The sequence below is a fragment of the Methylomonas sp. BW4-1 genome, from assembly GCF_052474385.1.
On the sequence record NZ_CP184125.1, the window covers coordinates 4952127 to 4971720 of the forward strand.

The 19594-nt window shown below is 49.5% G+C and carries 22 protein-coding genes; 15 read left to right on the forward strand and 7 right to left on the reverse strand.

The genetic code is table 11. The features are described 5' to 3' along the window. From ACH5Y9_RS22955 to hemB, 5 genes are all read right to left on the reverse strand, one after another. A complete protein-coding gene (locus ACH5Y9_RS22955) occupies positions 1-1290 on the reverse strand; it encodes an HDOD domain-containing protein (RefSeq protein WP_445367717.1) in 1290 nt (429 codons plus the stop codon). 4 nt (positions 1291-1294) lie between these two features. Then, positions 1295-2575, reverse strand: coding sequence for an HDOD domain-containing protein (locus ACH5Y9_RS22960; protein ID WP_171697323.1), 1281 nt, complete (start codon positions 2573-2575; stop codon positions 1295-1297). A gap of 73 nt (positions 2576-2648) precedes the next feature. Next, on the reverse strand, positions 2649-3497 hold the full coding sequence (gene aroE / locus ACH5Y9_RS22965) for a shikimate dehydrogenase (RefSeq protein ID WP_445367718.1): 849 nt from the start codon (positions 3495-3497) through the stop codon (positions 2649-2651). Then, positions 3484-4059, reverse strand: coding sequence for a hypothetical protein (locus ACH5Y9_RS22970; protein ID WP_319962263.1), 576 nt, complete (start codon positions 4057-4059; stop codon positions 3484-3486). Before ACH5Y9_RS22970 ends, aroE begins: the two co-directional genes overlap by 14 nt. A 22-nt stretch (positions 4060-4081) precedes the next feature. Then, complete coding sequence (hemB, locus tag ACH5Y9_RS22975; protein ID WP_445367719.1) at positions 4082-5098, reverse strand: porphobilinogen synthase; 1017 nt, start codon at positions 5096-5098, stop codon at positions 4082-4084. 139 nt (positions 5099-5237) lie between these two features. Between hemB and ACH5Y9_RS22980 the strand changes: the two genes are divergently transcribed. From ACH5Y9_RS22980 to ACH5Y9_RS22995, 4 genes are all read left to right on the forward strand, one after another. Then, entirely contained in the window at positions 5238-5885 is a 648-nt protein-coding gene (locus ACH5Y9_RS22980) for an MlaC/ttg2D family ABC transporter substrate-binding protein (RefSeq protein WP_445367720.1), read from the forward strand. A gap of 53 nt (positions 5886-5938) precedes the next feature. Next, entirely contained in the window at positions 5939-6685 is a 747-nt protein-coding gene (gene cmoA, locus ACH5Y9_RS22985) for a carboxy-S-adenosyl-L-methionine synthase CmoA (protein WP_445367721.1), read from the forward strand. Beyond that, the gene (cmoB, locus tag ACH5Y9_RS22990; protein WP_445367722.1) at positions 6682-7653 is read left to right on the forward strand and encodes a tRNA 5-methoxyuridine(34)/uridine 5-oxyacetic acid(34) synthase CmoB; all 972 of its coding nucleotides are present in this window, start codon (positions 6682-6684) and stop codon (positions 7651-7653) included. The genes cmoA and cmoB overlap by 4 nt, the downstream gene beginning before the upstream one ends. Before the next feature lie 128 nt (positions 7654-7781). Further along, positions 7782-8108 carry a ComEA family DNA-binding protein gene (locus ACH5Y9_RS22995; RefSeq protein ID WP_445367723.1) on the forward strand — a complete coding sequence of 109 codons (327 nt, stop codon included), beginning with the start codon at positions 7782-7784 and terminating at the stop codon, positions 8106-8108. Between the two features lie 94 nt (positions 8109-8202). Here the strand turns inward: ACH5Y9_RS22995 and ACH5Y9_RS23000 are convergent, their stop codons facing one another. Together ACH5Y9_RS23000 and thpR are read right to left on the reverse strand one after the other, a co-directional pair. Continuing rightward, entirely contained in the window at positions 8203-8550 is a 348-nt protein-coding gene (locus tag ACH5Y9_RS23000) for a phenylpyruvate tautomerase MIF-related protein (protein ID WP_445367724.1), read from the reverse strand. A 23-nt stretch (positions 8551-8573) separates the two neighbouring features. After that, positions 8574-9080: an RNA 2',3'-cyclic phosphodiesterase gene (gene thpR, locus ACH5Y9_RS23005; RefSeq protein ID WP_445367725.1), complete on the reverse strand. Its 507-nt coding sequence runs from the start codon at positions 9078-9080 to the stop codon at positions 8574-8576. A 433-nt stretch (positions 9081-9513) separates the two neighbouring features. Here thpR and hxlA point away from each other — a divergent pair, with 433 nt between their 5' ends. The 11 genes from hxlA to fliP all read left to right on the forward strand — a co-directional run bounded on the left by hxlA (position 9514) and on the right by fliP (position 19592). Continuing rightward, positions 9514-10161 (forward strand): 3-hexulose-6-phosphate synthase, encoded by a 648-nt coding sequence (gene hxlA / locus ACH5Y9_RS23010; RefSeq protein ID WP_033159179.1) that lies wholly within the window; start codon positions 9514-9516, stop codon positions 10159-10161. A 3-nt stretch (positions 10162-10164) separates the two neighbouring features. Continuing rightward, complete coding sequence (gene hxlB, locus ACH5Y9_RS23015) at positions 10165-10698, forward strand: 6-phospho-3-hexuloisomerase (RefSeq protein ID WP_445367726.1); 534 nt, start codon at positions 10165-10167, stop codon at positions 10696-10698. A 202-nt stretch (positions 10699-10900) separates the two neighbouring features. Next, positions 10901-12916: a transketolase gene (tkt, locus tag ACH5Y9_RS23020; RefSeq protein ID WP_445367727.1), complete on the forward strand. Its 2016-nt coding sequence runs from the start codon at positions 10901-10903 to the stop codon at positions 12914-12916. A 71-nt stretch (positions 12917-12987) separates the two neighbouring features. Beyond that, positions 12988-13674, forward strand: a complete 687-nt coding sequence (locus tag ACH5Y9_RS23025) for a hypothetical protein (RefSeq protein WP_445367728.1) — start codon at positions 12988-12990, stop codon at positions 13672-13674. 284 nt (positions 13675-13958) lie between these two features. Then, on the forward strand, positions 13959-14945 hold the full coding sequence (locus tag ACH5Y9_RS23030) for a transaldolase (RefSeq protein WP_033159418.1): 987 nt from the start codon (positions 13959-13961) through the stop codon (positions 14943-14945). A gap of 101 nt (positions 14946-15046) precedes the next feature. Continuing rightward, a complete protein-coding gene (gene fbaA, locus ACH5Y9_RS23035) occupies positions 15047-16126 on the forward strand; it encodes a class II fructose-bisphosphate aldolase (protein ID WP_101053281.1) in 1080 nt (359 codons plus the stop codon). A gap of 283 nt (positions 16127-16409) precedes the next feature. Beyond that, a complete protein-coding gene (locus tag ACH5Y9_RS23040; RefSeq protein ID WP_445367729.1) occupies positions 16410-16958 on the forward strand; it encodes a flagellar basal body-associated FliL family protein in 549 nt (182 codons plus the stop codon). Beyond that, positions 16959-17939 (forward strand): flagellar motor switch protein FliM, encoded by a 981-nt coding sequence (gene fliM / locus ACH5Y9_RS23045; RefSeq protein WP_033159415.1) that lies wholly within the window; start codon positions 16959-16961, stop codon positions 17937-17939. It abuts the gene before it with no gap. An 18-nt stretch (positions 17940-17957) separates the two neighbouring features. Beyond that, positions 17958-18410 carry a flagellar motor switch protein FliN gene (fliN, locus tag ACH5Y9_RS23050; RefSeq protein WP_020483679.1) on the forward strand — a complete coding sequence of 151 codons (453 nt, stop codon included), beginning with the start codon at positions 17958-17960 and terminating at the stop codon, positions 18408-18410. Further along, positions 18410-18853, forward strand: coding sequence for a flagellar biosynthetic protein FliO (fliO, locus tag ACH5Y9_RS23055; protein ID WP_445367730.1), 444 nt, complete (start codon positions 18410-18412; stop codon positions 18851-18853). The genes fliN and fliO overlap by 1 nt, the downstream gene beginning before the upstream one ends. After that, positions 18846-19592 (forward strand): flagellar type III secretion system pore protein FliP, encoded by a 747-nt coding sequence (gene fliP, locus ACH5Y9_RS23060; protein WP_033159413.1) that lies wholly within the window; start codon positions 18846-18848, stop codon positions 19590-19592. The genes fliO and fliP overlap by 8 nt, the downstream gene beginning before the upstream one ends. Positions 19593-19594 lie beyond the last annotated feature (2 nt).

Below are 19594 nucleotides of genomic sequence, written 5' to 3' on the forward strand. Positions count from 1 at the left end.
TTATGTCCTGAAAAAGTTTATGGCCTCGGCAATTTGTTGTTTTGCGTCCTGTAGCGCTTTCAGCGACATGTCTGGCGTCAGTGCGCTATCGTCCAGTTTTTGAAAGGCCGGCAAGGTGTTGAGTGGCGGCAGTTTTTGGGTATTGGCGCCGCCGAGTTGGCTGTGAAATTTGGCTAACAAAACGACGTCATACAACTGCAAACCCTGGCCGTCGTCGAAGTACCAATTTGTGGTATTGACGGGAATTTGCTGAAAACTATCGGGGAAATGCCATTTTTTCAAAATATAGGTGCCTAACAAACCTTGCAGACAGGCGATGCTGGCCTGTAATTCTTCTTCGGTATACTTTGAAATACCAAGGCTTTCGGCAAAGGTGACGATAGGTAAAGCACCAATATTGTGAATTAACCCGGCCAGTAAGGCTTCGTCGGCGTTCACTTTTCGGGTTAGTCCGGCCAAGGTGTGGCTGAGGCTGGCAATCTGGATGCTTTGTTTCCAAAGTGTCTGAATAATGTTGTTCAATTGCCGGTTGCGGCTTCTGAACAACTGGTGCAGGCTGATGCTGGTCACCAGGTTTTGCGTGGTTTTAAAGCCTAGCCGATTCACTGCATCATGGCTACTGGTGATCGGGTTGCTGCCGCGGTAGATCGGGCTATTGGCCACCTGAATCAATTTGGAGGATATAACCGGGTCCAGGTTTAAAATTTTGACCGCATCGGCGATGCTGATGTCTTTTTGCAAGGCGCTGCGCAAACGCAAGGCAACATCCGGTAGGCTGGGAACATGCAGATTGTCGGCTCTGAACGCATCGCAAAAGCTGTCGAAAAAAAAGCTGTCTCGCAGCTTGGGCGGAATGCTCTCCGGGTTGATCAGCGGATTGTTGACGGGTTTGCTGCTGTGCTGCAAGTTGGACAGCGGCATGTAGATGATTTGGGTCGGTGATTTGGCAATCGCGCTGAACGCGTGTTCGCCGGATGTTGCCAGCGGATAACAGGCTTTAAAAGTATCGGCTTCGACCGTATAACCGGCGCCATTATTCGCTTCCAGATAGACGTTGCCGGTGTACAGATAGCTTAATTGTTCGGCCTCGGCGCCACGGTTAAATATGATGTCGCCGGGGTTGAAGTTCCGCATGGTCACCGGTATTGCCAACAAGTCTGCCGCCGGCAAGTCCCCCAGCGGGATGAGCTTTTGCAGGTAGCTCAAGGGCAATTGGTTGACGGTTGCTGCGGGGGGGCTGCTCTCTGTCGGCGTTTTGTCCGGGGATTTTTTTAAAAATTTCCAGATCATGCGGCTAGGAGGAAAAGATGCTCAAAGCTTCGTGAATTTTAGTTTTGGCATCGTGCAGGATGGCCAGCGTATTTTCCGGAGACAAAGAGAAGTTTTTCAATTTGGCCGCCGCCGGAATGGCGGTAATCGCCGGCAAATCGGCGGTCGCTGTTTTGCCGATCAGGGCATGGAGTCTGGACAGGACCACTATATCGGTCACCGTCAAGGTATCGCCGCTGTTTTGAAACCAGTCGCTGGACGATTTGGCTACGTCGATGAACTCTTCGGCAAAATCCCATTCCTTCAACACTACGGCGCCGACCGGACCTTTGATGATGGGCATGGCTTCCAGGATTTCGGCGTCATTATGGTATTCGGGTGGTAAGTTGGCGGTAAAACTTAGAAAGGGAATTACGCCGATGTCGCAGACCAGTCCGGCCAGTAAGGCATTTTCCGGATTTTGCTGCATGCTGTGGCTGGCCAGCACATGGCAGAGGCCGGACAGATAAAGGCTTTGTTTCCACAGATCTTCCAAATGATTTTTAATCAGCGGCGATTTGCTTTTGAAAATCTGCTTCATACTCAGCGCCGTAACCAGGTTGCGTGTGGCGTTTAAGCCGATACGCACCACCGCGTCTTTGCAGTTTTTCGCTGGCACGTTGGTTAGATATAACGGGCAATTGGCGACTTCTATCAATTTTGCGGAGATGGCAGGGTCAAGCTGGATAATCTTGACGGCTTCGTCGATGTTGACATCTCTTTGGATGGCTTTGCGCAAATTGATCGCCACTTCGGGTAATGAGGGGATTTCTATCTCGTGGTCGTTATTTTCGAAATGTTCTACGAATAAGCTCAATAGCCGGTTGTGATGCAATTCTTCCGGAATAGATAATTTGCCGTGGTCTTGGCGGCTGGGCGTCAGCATGATTTTCAGGGATACCCGCAACAGGTCTATCTCGGTTTTTGCGGTCGCGGTGGCGGTGTGCTTGATACCGCTGCATATCGGGAATTTCGCTTGTGCGCTGCCTGCCGATATTTCATAGCTTTTGCCGTTGTGGTCGGCCAAAATCACCGTGCCGCGCAACAAATACATTGCGCAAGTCGCCTGTTGATTGACGCTGAACAAAGTGCTGCCGGCTGCCAGGGTTTCGACGTGATTTTCAGTGGCGAAAGTTTGTAATATCTCGTCGCTTAAATTCCTGATGGGGAATAACTGTTTTAGAGTTTCCGGCGTAATGCGTTGCCCACCGCGCTGCGGTTTGCCTTTAGCATGGGATTTTTCAAAAAAAGCTCTAATTCCACTCATAGTATTCCAGTAAACGTTAATGGCGGGCGGTTTGGGGAGATTGTTACCATGGACATCGCCCCGGTCAATAATTTCATCCGTTCGTGTTGTTTAATGCTCTTTCGGCGTTTAGCAGGCTAATCACCGGCGAGGTTTGCGGACGCACGCCTCGCCAAATAAAGAACGCTTCGGCGGCCTGCTCTACCAACATGCCCAAGCCGTCCAGGCTGTGTGCGGCCTTATTCGCCAAGCCCCATGTCACAAATGCGGTGGCTTGGTTGGCGTAAGCCAGGTCGTAGCAACTGCCGCCCGCTTTCAACAGGTCGGCCGGCAAGGGTGGCAAATCGCCGCTGAGGCTGGCCGACGTGGCATTGATGATCAAATCAAATTGGCGATCTTTAAGATTAGCGTAATCGCAAGCTTGTACCGCGCCTAGTGCCGTGAAATCAACGGCAATTGCGTGGGCTTTGCTCACATTGCGATTGACGATGACCAATCCCGACGGCTGCTGTTCCAGTAGGGGAGGGACTATGCCGCGTGTGGCGCCTCCTGCCCCTAGAATCAAAATCTCGGCATCCTTCAGCGTGATGCCATGGTTTATGGTTAAGTCGTTAAGTAAGCCGATGCCGTCGGTGTTGTCGCCCAATATGCTGTCGTCCGCTTGGCGGGCTAAGGTGTTGACGGCTTTTGCTTGACGAGCGCGTTCTGTCAGTTGGTCGGCATATTGCCAAGCCAGTTCCTTGAGCGGGACGGTGCAATTCAGGCCTTTGCCGCCATCCGCAAAAAAACGGCTGGTAGCCGCGGCAAAAGTTTCCGCAGGCACCTCTTGGGCCCTATAGTCCATCAGTTGACCGGTTTGTTCGGCAAACAATTTATGGATACGCGGTGATTTACTGTGGCTGATCGGTTGGCCGAACACCGCATAATGTTCAATTTTCATCATCGGTACTGTATTTGCTGCGCCAATATTCCCAGAGGAAAGTGCAGGCTATCACCAGCACTCCCAGCCCTATACTGATGGGCATAAAGTTCTCGAAATAAGCCACGATCAGCGCGCAGGTTGCCAGGAAAAAACCGAGTAGGCTGTATTGCCAGCCGATGCGGATGCCATCCAGCAGGGTGGCTAAGGCCAGGATCAGCAAGATAACCAGGCTGGCGCTTCTGTCGGATAACTGCTCGGATTTGTTAAGCAATGCGGCGGCTATCACCACAACCAGCGTATGCAGCCAATGCAGCCCTTGGGCCTTGACGATGTCGCCAAAGTCGTTGTCGTTGGTTCGGGTTTGTAGCCAGGAGACGAAAATCGACAGCATGCCAAACACGATCACCATGAATAGCCAATAACCATAGCCGTCGTGCGGGTTGAATTCGGTAATCGCGATGCCGGTCAGCGATAAAACGACCAGCAGGATAAATACCGCCTGCTCCAGGCCGAAGTAACGTCGGCGCTGTTGGGGTGGATCGTCAGTCGAATGACTGTCATCAAAATCAAAGTCTTCGCTCATGCCGGGTCCGTTTGTCTGGTTGTTATGGTTGTTTTAGCCACTGGGCAGCGGATTTAGCGTAATAAGTCAGTATCGCGTCGCAGCCGGCTCTCTTAAATGCCAGTAGGGATTCCATCACCACCTGCTGTTCGTCCAGCCAGCCGTTTTGCGACGCGGCTTTCAACATCGCATATTCACCGCTGACCTGATAAGCAAAGGTCGGTACACCGAATTGTTCCTTGGCGCGGCGGATGATGTCCAGATAGGGCATGCCGGGTTTGACCATGATCATATCGGCGCCTTCGCGTAAATCCAGCGCAATCTCCCGCAAGGCTTCATCGGAATTGGCCGGGTCCATTTGATAGCTGTATTTATTCCCGCCGCCCAGATTACCGGCCGAGCCGACCGCATCGCGGAACGGGCCGTAGAAACTGGAGGCGTATTTGGCGGAATAGGCCAATATTCGGGTGTTGGTATGACCATGAGATTCCAACACGGCTCTGATCGCACCGATGCGGCCGTCCATCATGTCGGAAGGGGCGACGATGTCGGCGCCGGCTTCGGCATGCGACAAGGCCTGTTTGCACAGGACTTCGACGGTTTCGTCGTTGACGACATAACCTTGGTCATTCAGTAACCCGTCCTGACCGTGCGAAGTAAAAGGGTCCAAGGCGACGTCGGTGATGATCCCCAGTTCCGGCAGGGCGTCTTTCAAGGCCCGAACGCAGCGTTGTGCCAAGCCGTCAGGGTTGTAAGCTTCTTCCGCGCTTAAGGATTTTTTGTCCGGATTGGTTACCGGGAATAGAGCAATGGCGGGTACGCCCAGATTTAATAAGGTTTCTGCTTCGCGCAGCACCAGGTCAATGGATAATCGGTTGACGCCCGGCATGGAAGCGACGGCTTCTTGTTTGTTATTGCCCTCGATAACAAATAGCGGGCAGATTAAGTCGTCGCTGCTTAAGCGATTTTCCCGCATCAACCGTCGGGAAAATGCTTGGTAACGCATCCGGCGCATCCGGGTGCCCGGGAAAAAGTCGTTAGGGTATGACATCTCTTCCATAGTAATATAGTGAGGTATTTGCCGGTCCCGTAGGCTGGCAAGAATCTGGAGCCGGGTTAGTGCTTCGGCCTTTATTTTAGCAGTGTATCGAATGAAGGCGGTTGAAATTAGCCGGCGATACTTTTTTGAGATGGTTTTTATGAATATCAAACGTCACATGCATTTTATATTTGTAGTGGTTTTTAGCTTGTTTGCCGGCATGTTTTTCTCTTTGCCTGTTGCCGCAGCCGATTTGAGCGAGCCGCAACGCACCATTGAGGATGCGTCCAACAAGTTGAAGCAACGCTTACAGGATCCTGCCTTTCCGCATGATTTCCAAAAAATCAATGCCTTCGTCCAGGAAGTGATTTATCCGAATGTGGATTTCGATCTGATTTCTTCGCTGGTGTTGGGGAAAATGTGGAAGGATGCTTCGCCGGCGGAAAAGGAGAGCTTTAAAAAGGAGTTTCAAGTGTTGTTGATCAGAACCTACTCTCGAGCCTTCTTTGAGTTTAAAGACTGGTCTGTACGGTTTTTGCCGATCACCCCGGAAGAAGACGAAAGAAAAGTCCTGATTAAAACCGAAGTGCTGCAACCCGGTTTGCAGCCTATCGCTGTCAATTATCGGATGCTGAACGTCAAAGGCCAATGGAAAGCTTACGACATCATGATCGAAGGCGTCAGTTTGGTGACTAACTATCGCACCAGCTTCAAAAACGAAGTGGAGCGCACCGGTTCGTTGCAAGAGGTCATCAACCAATTGGCTAAACGCAATACCGAAGCATTAAACAGCAAAAATAATTCATAAGCTTTTCCCTCTCTCTTAGTGTTCCCGGGTGTGCCGTTTAGGGGCAGCCGGGAATGACCATCAGTATGCAATCCGCTAAAGACTCTCTGTACGCCAGTCCGCTAGGCGAAATCAACGCATTTGCTTTCGACGAAACTGTCGTCAACGTCTTTCCGGACATGATCCAGCGCTCTGTTCCCGGTTACAACACTATTATCTCGGCGATCGGTTTATTGGCGGCACGTTTTGCCAAGGAAGACAGCGTTTGCTACGACTTGGGCTGCTCGTTGGGGGCGGCGACCTTGGCTATGCATCAGCAAATCACCACTAAGAATTGCCGAATCGTTGCTGTGGATTGTTCCGCGGCAATGGTCGAGCAATGCAGGCAAAATCTGGCGGTTGCATCCGGTGGTGGGGCCGAGATAGAAATTTTATGTGCCGATGTTCGCGATATTGCGATTAGTAATGCCTCTGTAGTGGTGCTGAATTTTACGCTGCAGTTTATTCCGCTGGTTGATCGGCAGGCTTTTTTGACCACGATCTATCAAGGTTTGTTGCCGGGCGGGATTTTGATTTTGTCCGAAAAGCTGGCGTTCGACGATGCTCAACAGCAGGCTTTGCAGATTGATATGCATCATTTATTTAAAAAAGCCCAAGGCTATAGCGAACTGGAAATCAGCCAAAAGCGCAGTGCTCTCGAGAATGTGTTGATTCCGGAAACCTTTGCCGCGCATCAACAGCGCTTGAAGTTGGCGGGTTTCGCCAGCGCGGAAGTTTGGTTTCAGTATTTCAACTTCGCTTCAATAATTGCATTGAAATGACGCTTTACGAAGGTCTTTATCAAGCATTGGCGGCGGCCGGCGACGAAGTCTGGGTAAACCGTTTGCCTGAGCAATTGGCGGCGGCGTTTGCGGATTCGTCGCATGGCGATCTGAAACGCTGGCAACAGGTAGTAGACGATTTGCCGGATTTGATGCCGTCCAGTGTCGATTTGTTGGAGAGTGTCAGAGTAGGTCAGGCAGAGGATATTTCTGATGAGATGCGTGCTGGTTTGCGCGAACAGTTGATGCAACTGCATCCTTGGCGAAAAGGACCTTATCGGATATTCGACATTGACATCGATACCGAATGGCGTTCGGATTGGAAATGGGACAGGGTGAAAGACCAGATCGCACCGCTACGAAATCGCTTGGTTTTGGATGTTGGTTGCGGCAACGGCTATCATTGTTGGCGCATGCTCGGTGCGGGAGCGCGATTGGTGGTTGGAATTGATCCGACATTACTCAGCGTAATGCAGTTCCAGGCTATCCGAAAGCTGCACGGTGAGGCGCCGATTTATCTGTTGCCGCTGGGGATAGAAGATGTGCCGCCCAACATGGGGCTATTCGATACGGTGTTTTCGATGGGGGTGTTGTATCACCGCCGCTCGCCCATCGATCATTTGCTGGAATTAAAGGGCTGTTTGCGGGCTGGCGGTGAATTGATTTTGGAGACTTTGGTTGTTGAAGGGGACGCGCAGCATGTCTTGGTGCCTGAGGGGCGTTATGCGCAAATGCGCAATGTGTGGTTTTTGCCAAGCTGCGCAGCTTTGATGTTATGGATGCGCCGCTGCGGGTTTAAAAATATTCGCCTAGCGGATGTTTCCAAAACTTCTGTCGAGGAGCAGCGCAGTACCGAATGGATGCGGTTTCATTCTTTGGCGGAATTTTTGGATCCGCATTCTCCGGATTTAACTTGTGAAGGCTTGCCGGCGCCGGTTCGGGCTGTGATTGTGGCTAGTGCCGATTAATCAGTGGATTTTTGTTTTTGAATTGTAAAATTTAAAGAACAGGCTAAGATTGGCTAGCTTGAAAAGTCAGCTGATTAAGTGTGTGCTGATTAGTCCAGGCAGCCCTAAAATCCAATCGGAGAAAATCCATGAAAAAGTTATTTGTACTTTTTATGCTGTATTCTTTTGCCGTATTTGCTGAACCAATCAATATCAACCAAGCGGATGCCGAAACCATTTCCAAGGCCTTGACCGGGATAGGCCCGAAGAAGGCCGAGGCGGTGGTTCAATATCGTAAGGAACATGGCGATTTTAAGACATTGAAAGATCTGGAAAATGTGTCTGGAATTGGGGAGAAAACCGCGCAACAGAATGAGAAGAATATTTTGTTTGGGGATTCTGCTCCCGCTACGGCTGAAAAAATTGCTACGCCAGAGAAACCGGAAAAGCCTCAAGAAACTAAAAAGCCCAAATAAGGCGACTGAGTTGGCGCGCTTGGACTTGGTGCGCCAACTCATTGAGTCTGTTTTGTCTGAATACACGGTCGTATTTATTCGACGTCCGGGTCGTTTAGCCAAATGTCGAGCCGTTCCAGCCCCAAAAATCAGCCGGACAGTTACTGAACTCGATATAAATCCGATCCTGAGGGATTGAAAGCCGGGTATTGAGCAATTGGCATATCGATGCAGACAAGTTTTTGGCTTGGCTACTGCTCAGGCCAATGCTCTTGCATTCAAGATATGCCAAAGGGGTAGTGCTACCGGCAAACAGCATGGCGTCGTTTTGCTCAATGCTAATCATGACGTAGCGCTCCGGTTTGCCGGTCTCTTTGGACGCCAATTGCGACAGTTCGCCTAACAATTTTGATTTCAGTTCGGTATCGAGCACTGAGTTGGTGTTCAATCTTAAAAAGGGCATGATCAGTCTCCTGTTTTGGGGTGCTAAATTGCCGGCCAGCGTTGGATAATTCGATATTCAACGCCATCCGGACCTGAGCAGGATTCTACCAAGCAGAATCCTATTGATTGCCAAAGTATGGGGGCGAAATCGAAATCGATTGCCGAACTAGCCTTTTTAACTAAAGTGACATGCGGCTTGAATAGTCTGTTTTCGATGGGTATCCCTTGTTGTTTGGCTATGCGGGCCAAGTTTTCGTTTAATGTCGACACGCTTTGATCGAACTGGCTGGCGGTCAGGCATAGCACGGCAGGTTTTTTCCAGAAACTCAGGCGGTCAAAACTTAACGTTATCAGCGGTGTTGGCATTTTTCCTGCCTCCTTGGTGATTATGGCCTGTTGTTCTGCAGAAATTCTCCCTAAAAACAACACGGTGACATGTAAGTTTGCTTCCTTAACGGGTTTTCCGGTTCGGTTTAGTTGGCTGATTAAAGCCGCGCATTGTTGCCTGGCGTTTTGTTCCGGCCATAAGGCAAAAAAGAGACGTTTCAAGCTGTTCCTCTCCGGTTGTTGTTAGATCGAGGTGTGACTTTTTCATCTTTTCGATGGCAGGCAAAATGCTGCGATTTGGGTGTCGAGAGCTGGTGATCAGGCTAAAGGATGCTGTGTTATTGCGGCGAGGATAGACAATTAGCCAAAAAAATATCCAGATTTATCAGCTCGTAAGCGATGAATCCTAAAATTGAAATTGAATTTTGCTCGGTTTGCCTGCGGTTTTGTTCAGCCTAAGCTTACGCCGCGGACTTGTCTAGTAACAATTTGTTCGCATAACCTGTAGGCTGCGCGCAGTTGCTAAGCATTGACATATATCCCATTTCTACCTTACAGTTACAAATGCATCACACGTACGTGACAAGCCTAGCGGGTTGTGGCAATTTGCAAGAATCGGCTATTACTAAAAATTAAAACTTTCGGAGCACATCACATGGCAAGACCATTAATTCAAATGGCGTTGGATTCACTGGATTTCAACCAAACCGTTGCGTTGGCAGATCAAGTAGCACCCTATGTCGATATTTTTGAAATCGGCACTCCTTGCATTAAATACAACGGTATCAACCTGGTTAAAGAACTGAGACAACGTTACCCTGACAAATTGTTGTTGGTTGACCTGAAAACCATGGACGCAGGCGAATACGAAGCGGGTGCTTTCTATGCTGCTGGCGCGGACATCTGCACCGTATTGGGCGTATCCGGTTTGGCCACTATCGCTGGCGTTATCAAAGCTGCGAAAAAACACGGCGCTGAAACTCAAATCGACTTGATCAACGTGGCCGATAAAGCAGACTGCGCAAGAGAGTCTGTCAAATTGGGCGCGCAAATCGTTGGTATTCACACTGGTCTGGACGCGCAAGCAGCCGGTCATACACCTTTCACCGATTTGAACGATATCGCTCGTTTGGGTCTTAATGTGCGTATCTCTGTTGCTGGCGGTATCAAACAAGCGACTGTACAACAAGTCGTTGAAGCTGGCGCTAACATCATCGTGGTTGGTGCAGCTATCTACGGCGCGCCTTCACCTGCTGAAGCGGCTCGTGAAATCCGTGAATTGGTTGACGCGGCGGCGGTATAAGTCATGCATCAGCAGTTAATTATTGACAAAATCTCAGGGATTCTGGAAGCGACACCCGATTCGCATGACAAAACCTTGGTGGAAATGCTGGATCAGGCTAAGCGCATTTTTATATCGGGCGCTGGCCGTTCAAAGCTAGTCGGCAATTTCTTTGCCATGCGTTTGATGCATGGCGGCTACGACGTTAGCGTTGTCGGTGAAATTGTTACGCCAAGCATCAAAGCTGGCGATTTGTTGATCATTATTTCCGGCTCCGGTGAAACCGAGCAGTTGATTGCCTTTACCAAAAAAGCCAAAGAAGTCGGCGCAAAGATTGTGTTGATTTCGGCTAAGGACGATTCAACGATTGGCGACATGGCTGATGTCACTTTGCAAATCGGCAGATCAGAACAATACGGTAAAGTCAAAGGCATGCCTATGGGTACTGTGTTTGAATTATCTACCTTGTTTTTCCTGGAAGCGACAATTTCGCATGTAATCCATGACAAAGGTATTGCAGAAGAAGAAATGAGATCAAGACACGCCAATTTGGAATAACTTAGCGTGTAAACCTGTGGCCGGAGCATTTCGGTCACAGGTTTTTTACATTACATTCGGGTGTCAAGGCGATACCGATTCCAGCAGTCTGAATGAACGAGAGTGTGGTTTTGGTCTTCCTTGTATTTACCAGCCTCAGCCAGAGTGATATTTGAGTAATTGAATGTCGCAACTAAAATAACAAAATAAAAAGGAGACCAACATGCCTTCGCGCCGAGACTTAGCGAACGCCATCCGCGCACTTAGCATGGACGCCGTACAGAAAGCCAACTCCGGGCACCCCGGTGCCCCGATGGGGATGGCCGACATCGCAGAAGTATTGTGGAATGATTTTCTGCAACACAACCCCAGCAACCCTAAATGGCCCAACCGCGACCGCTTCATTTTGTCCAACGGCCACGGCTCCATGCTGATTTATTCCTTGCTGCACTTGGCCGGCTACAACCTGCCGATCGAAGAACTGAAACAGTTCCGCCAACTGCACTCCCAAACCCCAGGACACCCTGAATACGGTTACACCGAAGGTGTGGAAACCACCACAGGTCCCTTGGGACAAGGCATTACCAACGCGGTAGGCTTTGCTTTGGCCGAACGTACCCTGGCCGGTCAATTCAACCGTCCCGGTCACGACATCGTCGACCACCACACCTACGTATTCCTGGGTGACGGTTGCTTGATGGAAGGTATCTCCCACGAAGCCTGCTCCCTGGCCGGCTCCATGAAACTGGGCAAACTGATCGCCTTCTACGACGACAACAACATCTCCATCGATGGCGAAGTCCGTGGTCATGGCAACGTTGCCGGCTGGTTCCTCGACGACACCCCGAAACGCTTCGAAGCCTACGGCTGGCACGTCATTCCTAAAGTCGACGGCCACAACCCCGACGCCATCAAAGCCGCGATTGAAGAAGCCAAAAAAGTCACCGACAAGCCCAGCATCATCTGCTGCCAAACCATCATCGGTTTCGGCTCGCCGAACAAACAAGGCAAAGAAGAATGCCACGGTGCGGCCTTAGGTGAAGCTGAAATCGCCCTGACCCGCGAACAACTGGGCTGGCCGCACGCGCCGTTCGACATTCCTGCCGACATCAAAGCCGGTTGGGACGCCAATGCCAAAGGCGCCCAACTGGAAAGCGCCTGGAACGCCAAATTTGCTGCCTACAAAGCCGCACACCCTGAACTCGCGGCCGAATTCGAACGTCGCGTGATCAAAAACCAACTGCCTGCCGATTGGGCTGAAAAATCCAAAGCGTTTATCGCTGCGGTGGATGCCAAAGGCGAAACCATCGCCAGCCGCAAAGCCTCACAAAACACCTTGAACGGCTTTGGCCCCTTGTTGCCCGAACTGCTGGGCGGCTCTGCCGACTTGGCGGGCTCCAACCTGACCCTGTGGTCCGGCTGCAAAGACGTCAACCAACCGGGCTTCGATGGCAACTACGCCTACTACGGCGTGCGCGAATTCGGTATGTCCGCCATCATGAACGGCATCACCCTGCACGGTGGCTTCAAACCCTACGGCGCCACCTTCCTGATGTTCTCGGAATACGCCCGTAACGCCCTGCGCATGGCCGCGTTGATGAAAATCCCGACCATCTTCGTTTACACCCACGACTCCATCGGTCTGGGCGAAGACGGCCCGACCCACCAACCGGTCGAACAAACCGCCACCCTGCGCATGATTCCCAACATGCACGTCTGGCGTCCTTGCGACGCGGTCGAGTCGGCTGTTTGCTGGAAAGCCGCTATCGAACGTCAAGACGGACCGAGCACTCTGATCTTCTCCCGTCAAAACCTGCCGCACGTGCCTCGCACCGCCGCACAAATTGACGCGATCAGCAAAGGGGGCTACATCCTGAAAGACAGCGATGGCACGCCGGACGCGATCATCATTGCCACCGGCTCTGAAGTGGAATTGGCATTGAAAGCGGCCGATGCACTGGCTGCGAAAGGCAAAAAAATCCGCGTGGTGTCACTACCGTCTACCAACGTCTTCGAAGCGCAAGACCAAGCTTACAAAGACAGCGTATTGCCGCCAAGCGTGACCCAGCGCGTGGTAGTAGAAGCGGGAGTAACCGACAGCTGGTGGAAATACGCCGGCAGCGCGGGTAGAGTCGTAGGATTGGACCGTTTCGGCGAATCGGCCCCGGCAGGTCAGCTCTTCAAAGAGTTCGGCTTTACCGTGGACAATGTCGTCGCTAATGTGGAAGCCGTTCTTTAATTTTGTAAACTTAGGTGAGGTTTGGATTAAATGATCGAAGCCTCACGTTTCTAACAGCATAGGTGATAGACGTGAAAAGAAATGAATTAACGAAAGGCGTGATGGCAGCTCTAATGCTGACCAGTTCCTTAGCTATGGCGGGATCGGATTATCCGGCGGCTGATTATCAGCCAAAGGTGCTCTATACCAATCCTGAATATAACGACAGCAAAGCTGCCCCTGCGGCTGCCACAGCACCTGCAGCGAAACCAGCTGTAAAAGAAGTTGAAGCGGATCCAGCTTTCCCAGCGACGAATTTTCAACCTAAAGTGTTATATAGCGATGCTGACTACAAGCACAGCTCTGCAGCACCAAGTGCGGCCAAATCGTCAAGTTCGTCATCTGCTGCCTCCACAACTTCTGCGGAAGCAGCGGTAGATGTGATACAAACAGAAAAGGCTGCGTCCTCTGATTTTTCCTACATTGGTTTAATTTTGTTGGCTGTAGCCGGATTTTTTATCTACAACAAAAAATCGCCTAAAAGTGCCAAAGGTTCTTCAGCTGATGATTACCAAGTTGCATCTGGCGCAACCGGCGTTGAAAAGTATCTGGAAAAAATGGGTGCGAATAAAACCGGCGTTGCCAAATACTTGGAAAAACAAGATTCCAATCCTGCTACCGGTGTTGCCAAATACATGGCAAAGCAAATCGTAAGAGATCGGGAAGCTGCCGCTGCGAAAGCGACTGGCGTGGAAAAGTATTTACGTGATAAAGCTTAATAGCATCTGATTTCTGATGCTGATTGCTGGAACTTAAGGGTTAAACGTTAACTCTGAACCGGCAGATTTAAATGATCGCCACTTCGTATGTTTTAAAGCGTGTGTTTCGGCTTTGAATATATGCCAAGTGGCGATTCAGTCTTATCAATATAGCTAAAAATAGAGTTTCATCACCAGGGACTCTTTTGCAATCAATCTCCTGCAAGAATTGCTGAACATCTTTTGCTTGTAAAGCTCGGTTCAAACGAGGGGGAAGAATTAACAACACATCTGAGGATAATCCTATGGCAAAAAATTTACTCGAACAACTCCGTGAAATAACTGTGGTTGTCGCCGATACCGGTGATATTCAAGCGATCGAAACTTTCAAACCGCGCGACGCAACCACCAATCCTTCTTTGATCACCGCTGCTGCACAAATGCCGCAATATCAAGGAATTGTTGACGATACTTTGAAAGGTGCAAGAGCAACATTGGGTGCCGCTGCTTCGGCTGCAGAAGTTGTGACCCTGGCATTTGATCGTTTGGCCGTGTCTTTTGGCTTGAAAATTCTGGAAATTGTCGAAGGTCGTGTATCGACTGAAGTCGATGCGCGTTTGTCTTACGATACCGAAGCCACCATCGCTAAAGGTCGCGACTTGATCGCTCAATACGAAGCTGCAGGCATTTCCAAAGAGCGCGTTTTAATTAAAATCGCTGCTACCTGGGAAGGCATTCAAGCTGCCGCCGTATTGGAAAAAGAAGGTATTCATACCAACCTGACATTGTTGTTCGGTTTGCACCAAGCGATTGCTTGTGCGGAAAACGGTATCACACTGATTTCACCATTCGTTGGCCGTATCTTAGACTGGTATAAAAAAGACACCGGCCGTGATTCTTATGCGCCTGCTGAAGATCCAGGTGTATTGTCAGTGACCGAAGTCTATAACTACTACAAAAAATTCGGCTACAAAACCGAAGTCATGGGCGCCAGCTTCCGTAACATCGGCGAGATCACCGAATTGGCGGGCTGCGATTTGTTGACCATCGCGCCGTCTTTATTGGCAGAGTTGCAATCCGTTGAAGGTGACTTGCCGCGCAAACTGGATCCTGCCAAAGCAGCAACAGCTTCAATCGAAAAAATCTCAGTCGACAAAGCCACTTTTGACCGCATGCATGAAGAAAACCGGATGGCTAAAGAAAAATTGGCCGAAGGTATCGATGGTTTCGCCAAAGCGCTGGAAGCACTGGAAAAATTGTTGTCGGACCGTTTGGCTGCCTTGGAAGCCTAATCTTGGTCTAGCCGCCGAGTGCAGGCGCTCGGTTGTTTAAGATTTGCAAGGCCGCCGAATCGAGTACGCGGCCTTGATTTGTTATTAACAGGATAAAATTTATGCCACAAAAAATATTTGATGTTGTTAAGCCGGGTGTTGTCACCGGTGAAGATGTACAAAAAATCTTTGCTATCTGCAAAGAAAATAATTTTGCGTTGCCGGCTGTAAACGTCATCAGCACCGATACCATTAACTCGGTATTGGAAGCGGCAGCAAAAGCCAAGTCACCTGTCGTCATTCAATTTTCTAATGGCGGTGCCGCATTCGTTGCTGGTAAAGGTCTGAAACTGGAAGGCCAAGGTTGCTCTATCGTTGGCGCCATTTCCGGTGCTCACCATGTTCACCGCATGGCGGAACTGTATGGCGTACCTGTTATTTTGCATACAGATCACGCGGCAAAAAAATTGCTGCCATGGGTAGACGGCATGCTGGATGAAGGTGAAAAATTCTTCGCTGCAACTGGCAAGCCTTTGTTCAGCTCGCACATGCTGGATCTTTCCGAAGAAAGTTTGCAAGAAAACATTGAAATCTGCGGTAAGTATCTGGAGCGCATGTCCAAAATGGGTATGACTCTGGAAATCGAACTGGGTTGTACCGGTGGCGAGGAAGACGGCGTCGACAACAGCGGTATGGATCATTCTGCTTTGTATACCCAGCCGGAAGATGTTGCTTACGCTTACGAGCACCTGAGCAAAATCAGCCATCGTTTCACAATTGCCGCGTCATTCGGTAACGTGCATGGTGTTTACTCTCCAGGCAACGTCAAATTGACGCCGAAAATTTTGGACAACTCACAAAAGTATGTTTCAGAGAAATTCGGTCTGCCGCATAACAGTTTGAACTTCGTATTCCATGGCGGTTCAGGTTCTTCTCCTGAAGAAATTAAAGAATCCATCAGCTACGGCGTCGTTAAAATGAACATCGATACCGATACTCAATGGGCTAGCTGGGCCGGTGTGATGGAGTTTTACAAAAAGAACGAAGGCTATTTGCAAAGTCAAATCGGTAACCCGGAAGGTGCCGATAAACCGAACAAAAAATACTATGACCCACGTGTTTGGCAACGTGCCGGCCAAGTTGGCATGGTGACTCGTTTAGAGCAAGCCTTCCAAGAATTAAACGCAGTTAATTCGCTGTAATATCTTGATAAAGCTGCAAAGGCCGTGAGGTCTTTGCAGTTCTTTCTGCAAAACATCCGCAAGCTGAGTCAAAAATTTGACTTAACAGCTACAATTCCTCCAGGTATTTTGTGCATACCTGAGCTCCGCTTTTTGCCTAACTGCTTTCCAGTGACGGCTATACTATTATTCTAAAACGATGTTTTTTCTTGTATGATCAAATCCAGCTGATTTTCGTACAGTGGTCTGATTGAGCTTGAATATTTTGGCGCGTATTGTGCTGTAAAAATTTAAAAGGTGGAAAATGGCAGAAGCCCATGGGAAAGAAGAAGGTAAGAAGTCTTCCAAGAAAATAATCATAATAATCGTCGCGGTTGTCTTGGTTTTGGCTGGCGCGGGAGGTGGGGCTTATTTCTTTCTGAATAAGCCGGCCGACGCCGAGCATAAGGAAGAAGGTGATGCCAAGCACGACAAGGCGGAGCACAAGGATGAAGCCGCGCATGAAGAAGAGGCCGGCCACGAAAAGGTCGCTGAGCCTGATGTTTATTATGATTTACCAAGCCCCTTATTGGTTAATTTTCCCGCCGGTTCCGGCGCAAAAGTGATCAGAATATCCCTGACAATACTGATGAAAGGTGAGGCGAGTAAGGATGCGATGAAAAAGCATGAGCCGATGATACGCAACAATTTGTTGATGGCCATCAGTGCGGTGGGTGCGGAAAAGGCGAAAACCTTGGAAGGAAAACAAGAGTTAAAAGCCATGATGCAAGCCGAAATTGGTAAAGTTTTGGAAAAAATGGCCGGTAAAAATACCGTTAAAGATGTGTACTTCACTGAATTTGTAATGCAATAAATGTCAACCGCCGATCTATTATCACAAGACGAAATCGATGCGCTACTACATGGCGTGGACGATGGCGACGTCGATACAGGGGCTGATGAAGACTACAGTCGAGGCACAGCGAGAGTCTATGATTTTAACAGTCAGGAACGGATTGTTCGGGGGCGGATGCCCACCTTGGAAATGGTCAACGAGCGCTTCGCTCGCCATTTTCGGATAGCTTTATTTAACTTTTTGCGACGTGCTGCGGAAATCTCCGTATCCGGGATTCAAGTACAGAAGTTTTCCGAATTCATTCAGGGCTTATTCGTACCGACTAATTTGAATGTGATTCGGATGTCGCCTTTACGCGGGCGGGCATTGATCGTGATGGAGCCGCGATTGGTGTTTACCGCTGTCGATAACTTTTTCGGCGGTGGCGGTCAGTTTTATAACAAGGTTGAGGGCAGGGAGTTCACGCCGACCGAAATGCGTATTATTCGGCTGATTATCGACATGATTTTCAAGGATTTAGCCGAAGCCTGGAAACCCGTGATGGATATTGACTTTGAATACATCAATTCAGAAGTCAATCCGCAGTTCGCCAACATTGTCAGTCCTTCGGAAATCGTGGTGATTTCCACTATCCATGTGGAGTTGGAGGGCGGCGGCGGCGATATCAATATTGCAATGCCTTACTCCATGATTGAGCCTATCAGAGAATTGCTGGATGCGGTAACCAGCGACCGGGGTGAGGTGGATGGGCGTTGGCAAGATTCGCTAAGAGTTGAAATTATGCGTAGCGAAGTGGTCGTCAACAGTAAACTGATAGAAAAAGAAATGTCTATCAGCGAAGTGATTGAGCTTAAAAAAGGCGATGTGATTCCTATAGAAATGCCGGAAACCGTATTGCTCGAAGTTGAGGATGTGCCGGTCTTTCGGGGCAAATTGGGGCTTTCCGATGGTAACTATGCCATCGAAATTACAGAAAAAATGACGCTGGATAATATTTGACAGCAGGGAAGGATAAGCATGAGTGAAAACGACGAAATCGGTGACGACTGGGCCGCAGCGATGAACGAGCAAGCTGATGCTGAAGCTGATTGGGGCGATGCACTGAAGGAACAAGCAAACGCCGCAAAGAGCTCTCAGCAAGGTTTTGCCGCAGCGGAGTTTCCCGAGTTTAGCGAGCAAAAATCCAGAAATAACGGTCCCAGCAGCGATGAAGTCAAGCTGGACGTCATTCTCGATGTGCCGGTGACCGTGTCGCTGGAGATCGGTCGAACCAAAATTAATATCCGCAATTTATTGCAGCTAAACCAGGGCTCGGTTGTAGAGCTGGATCGTTTTGCCGGCGAACCGATGGATGTATTGGTGAATGGAACCTTAGTCGCTCACGGCGAAGTCGTGGTGGTTAACGACAAATTTGGTATTCGGCTGACCGACATTATCAGTCCGTCGGAACGAGTCAGAAAGCTCGGCTGATGTCTGTATCTCGCCTGGCTACCCAAATTATTTCGGTATTGATTGCACCTGTTGCATGGGCTGACGAAGCCGCTACGTTGCCCAGGCAGACCGCGAAAGTAGTGACTTCCGGGGATGTCGCACAATGGCTGTTGGCGTTGCTATTGGTGTTGGCGCTATTTTTTCTGTCGGTGTGGCTATTACGTAAAAGCGGCAGTTTGGCCTTTGTCGGTAAAAGTCAGTTGGCAGTGCTGGCCGGATTGTCATTGGGTATGCGTGAAAAATTGGTGTTGGTTAAAGTCGGTGAAAAACAGCTACTGTTAGGTGTTAGTAGCGGGCGTATCGATAAACTGCTTGAGCTTGAAGGCGACCAGCGCTTGTTTATTAATAGCGCAGACGGGCAGGAAACCAGCGTATTTGCCAAGAAATTGCTGCAGGTCATGCAAGGTAAGCACCATGATTAAGTTGATTTTTTCCTGCCTGATAATAGGCTTACTGTTTTTGCCGGAAGCTGTTTACGCCGCAGTAGGCATAGATGCTATTACGGTGACTAGCAACCCCAAAGGCGGCGAAACCTATACGGTCACCATCCAGATTTTAGCGTTGATGACTATGCTGACCTTATTGCCGGCATTGTTGTTATCGATGACTTCGTTTACTCGCATCATGATCGTACTGGGCTTGCTACGCCAAGCCATAGGTGCCGCACAAGCGCCAAGTAACCAAGTGTTATTGGGGCTATCTCTATTTCTAACTATTTTCATTATGATGCCGGTGTTGGAAAAAGTTAACGAAACCGCCGTGCAGCCGTACATGGAAGAAAAAATTGACGCAGTGACTGCCTTACAAAATGCCTCCGAGCCATTCAAGCAGTTCATGCTCAAGCAAACCCGCGAGGCGGATTTGGATACCTTTGTACGTATCTCTGGCCGTGAACAAATTGACAAACCGGAAGATGTGCCGTTTTCCTTGTTGGTGCCGGCTTATGTGACTAGCGAATTGAAAACCGCGTTTCAGATAGGCTTTCTAATTTTTCTGCCGTTCCTGGTCATCGATCTAGTGGTAGCCAGTGTATTGATGTCTATGGGTATGATGATGCTGTCACCGATGATCGTGTCGTTGCCGTTCAAGATTATGTTGTTTGTGCTGGCGGATGGTTGGACCATGGTGATGGAAATGCTGGCAGCCAGCTTTTACGTATAGGC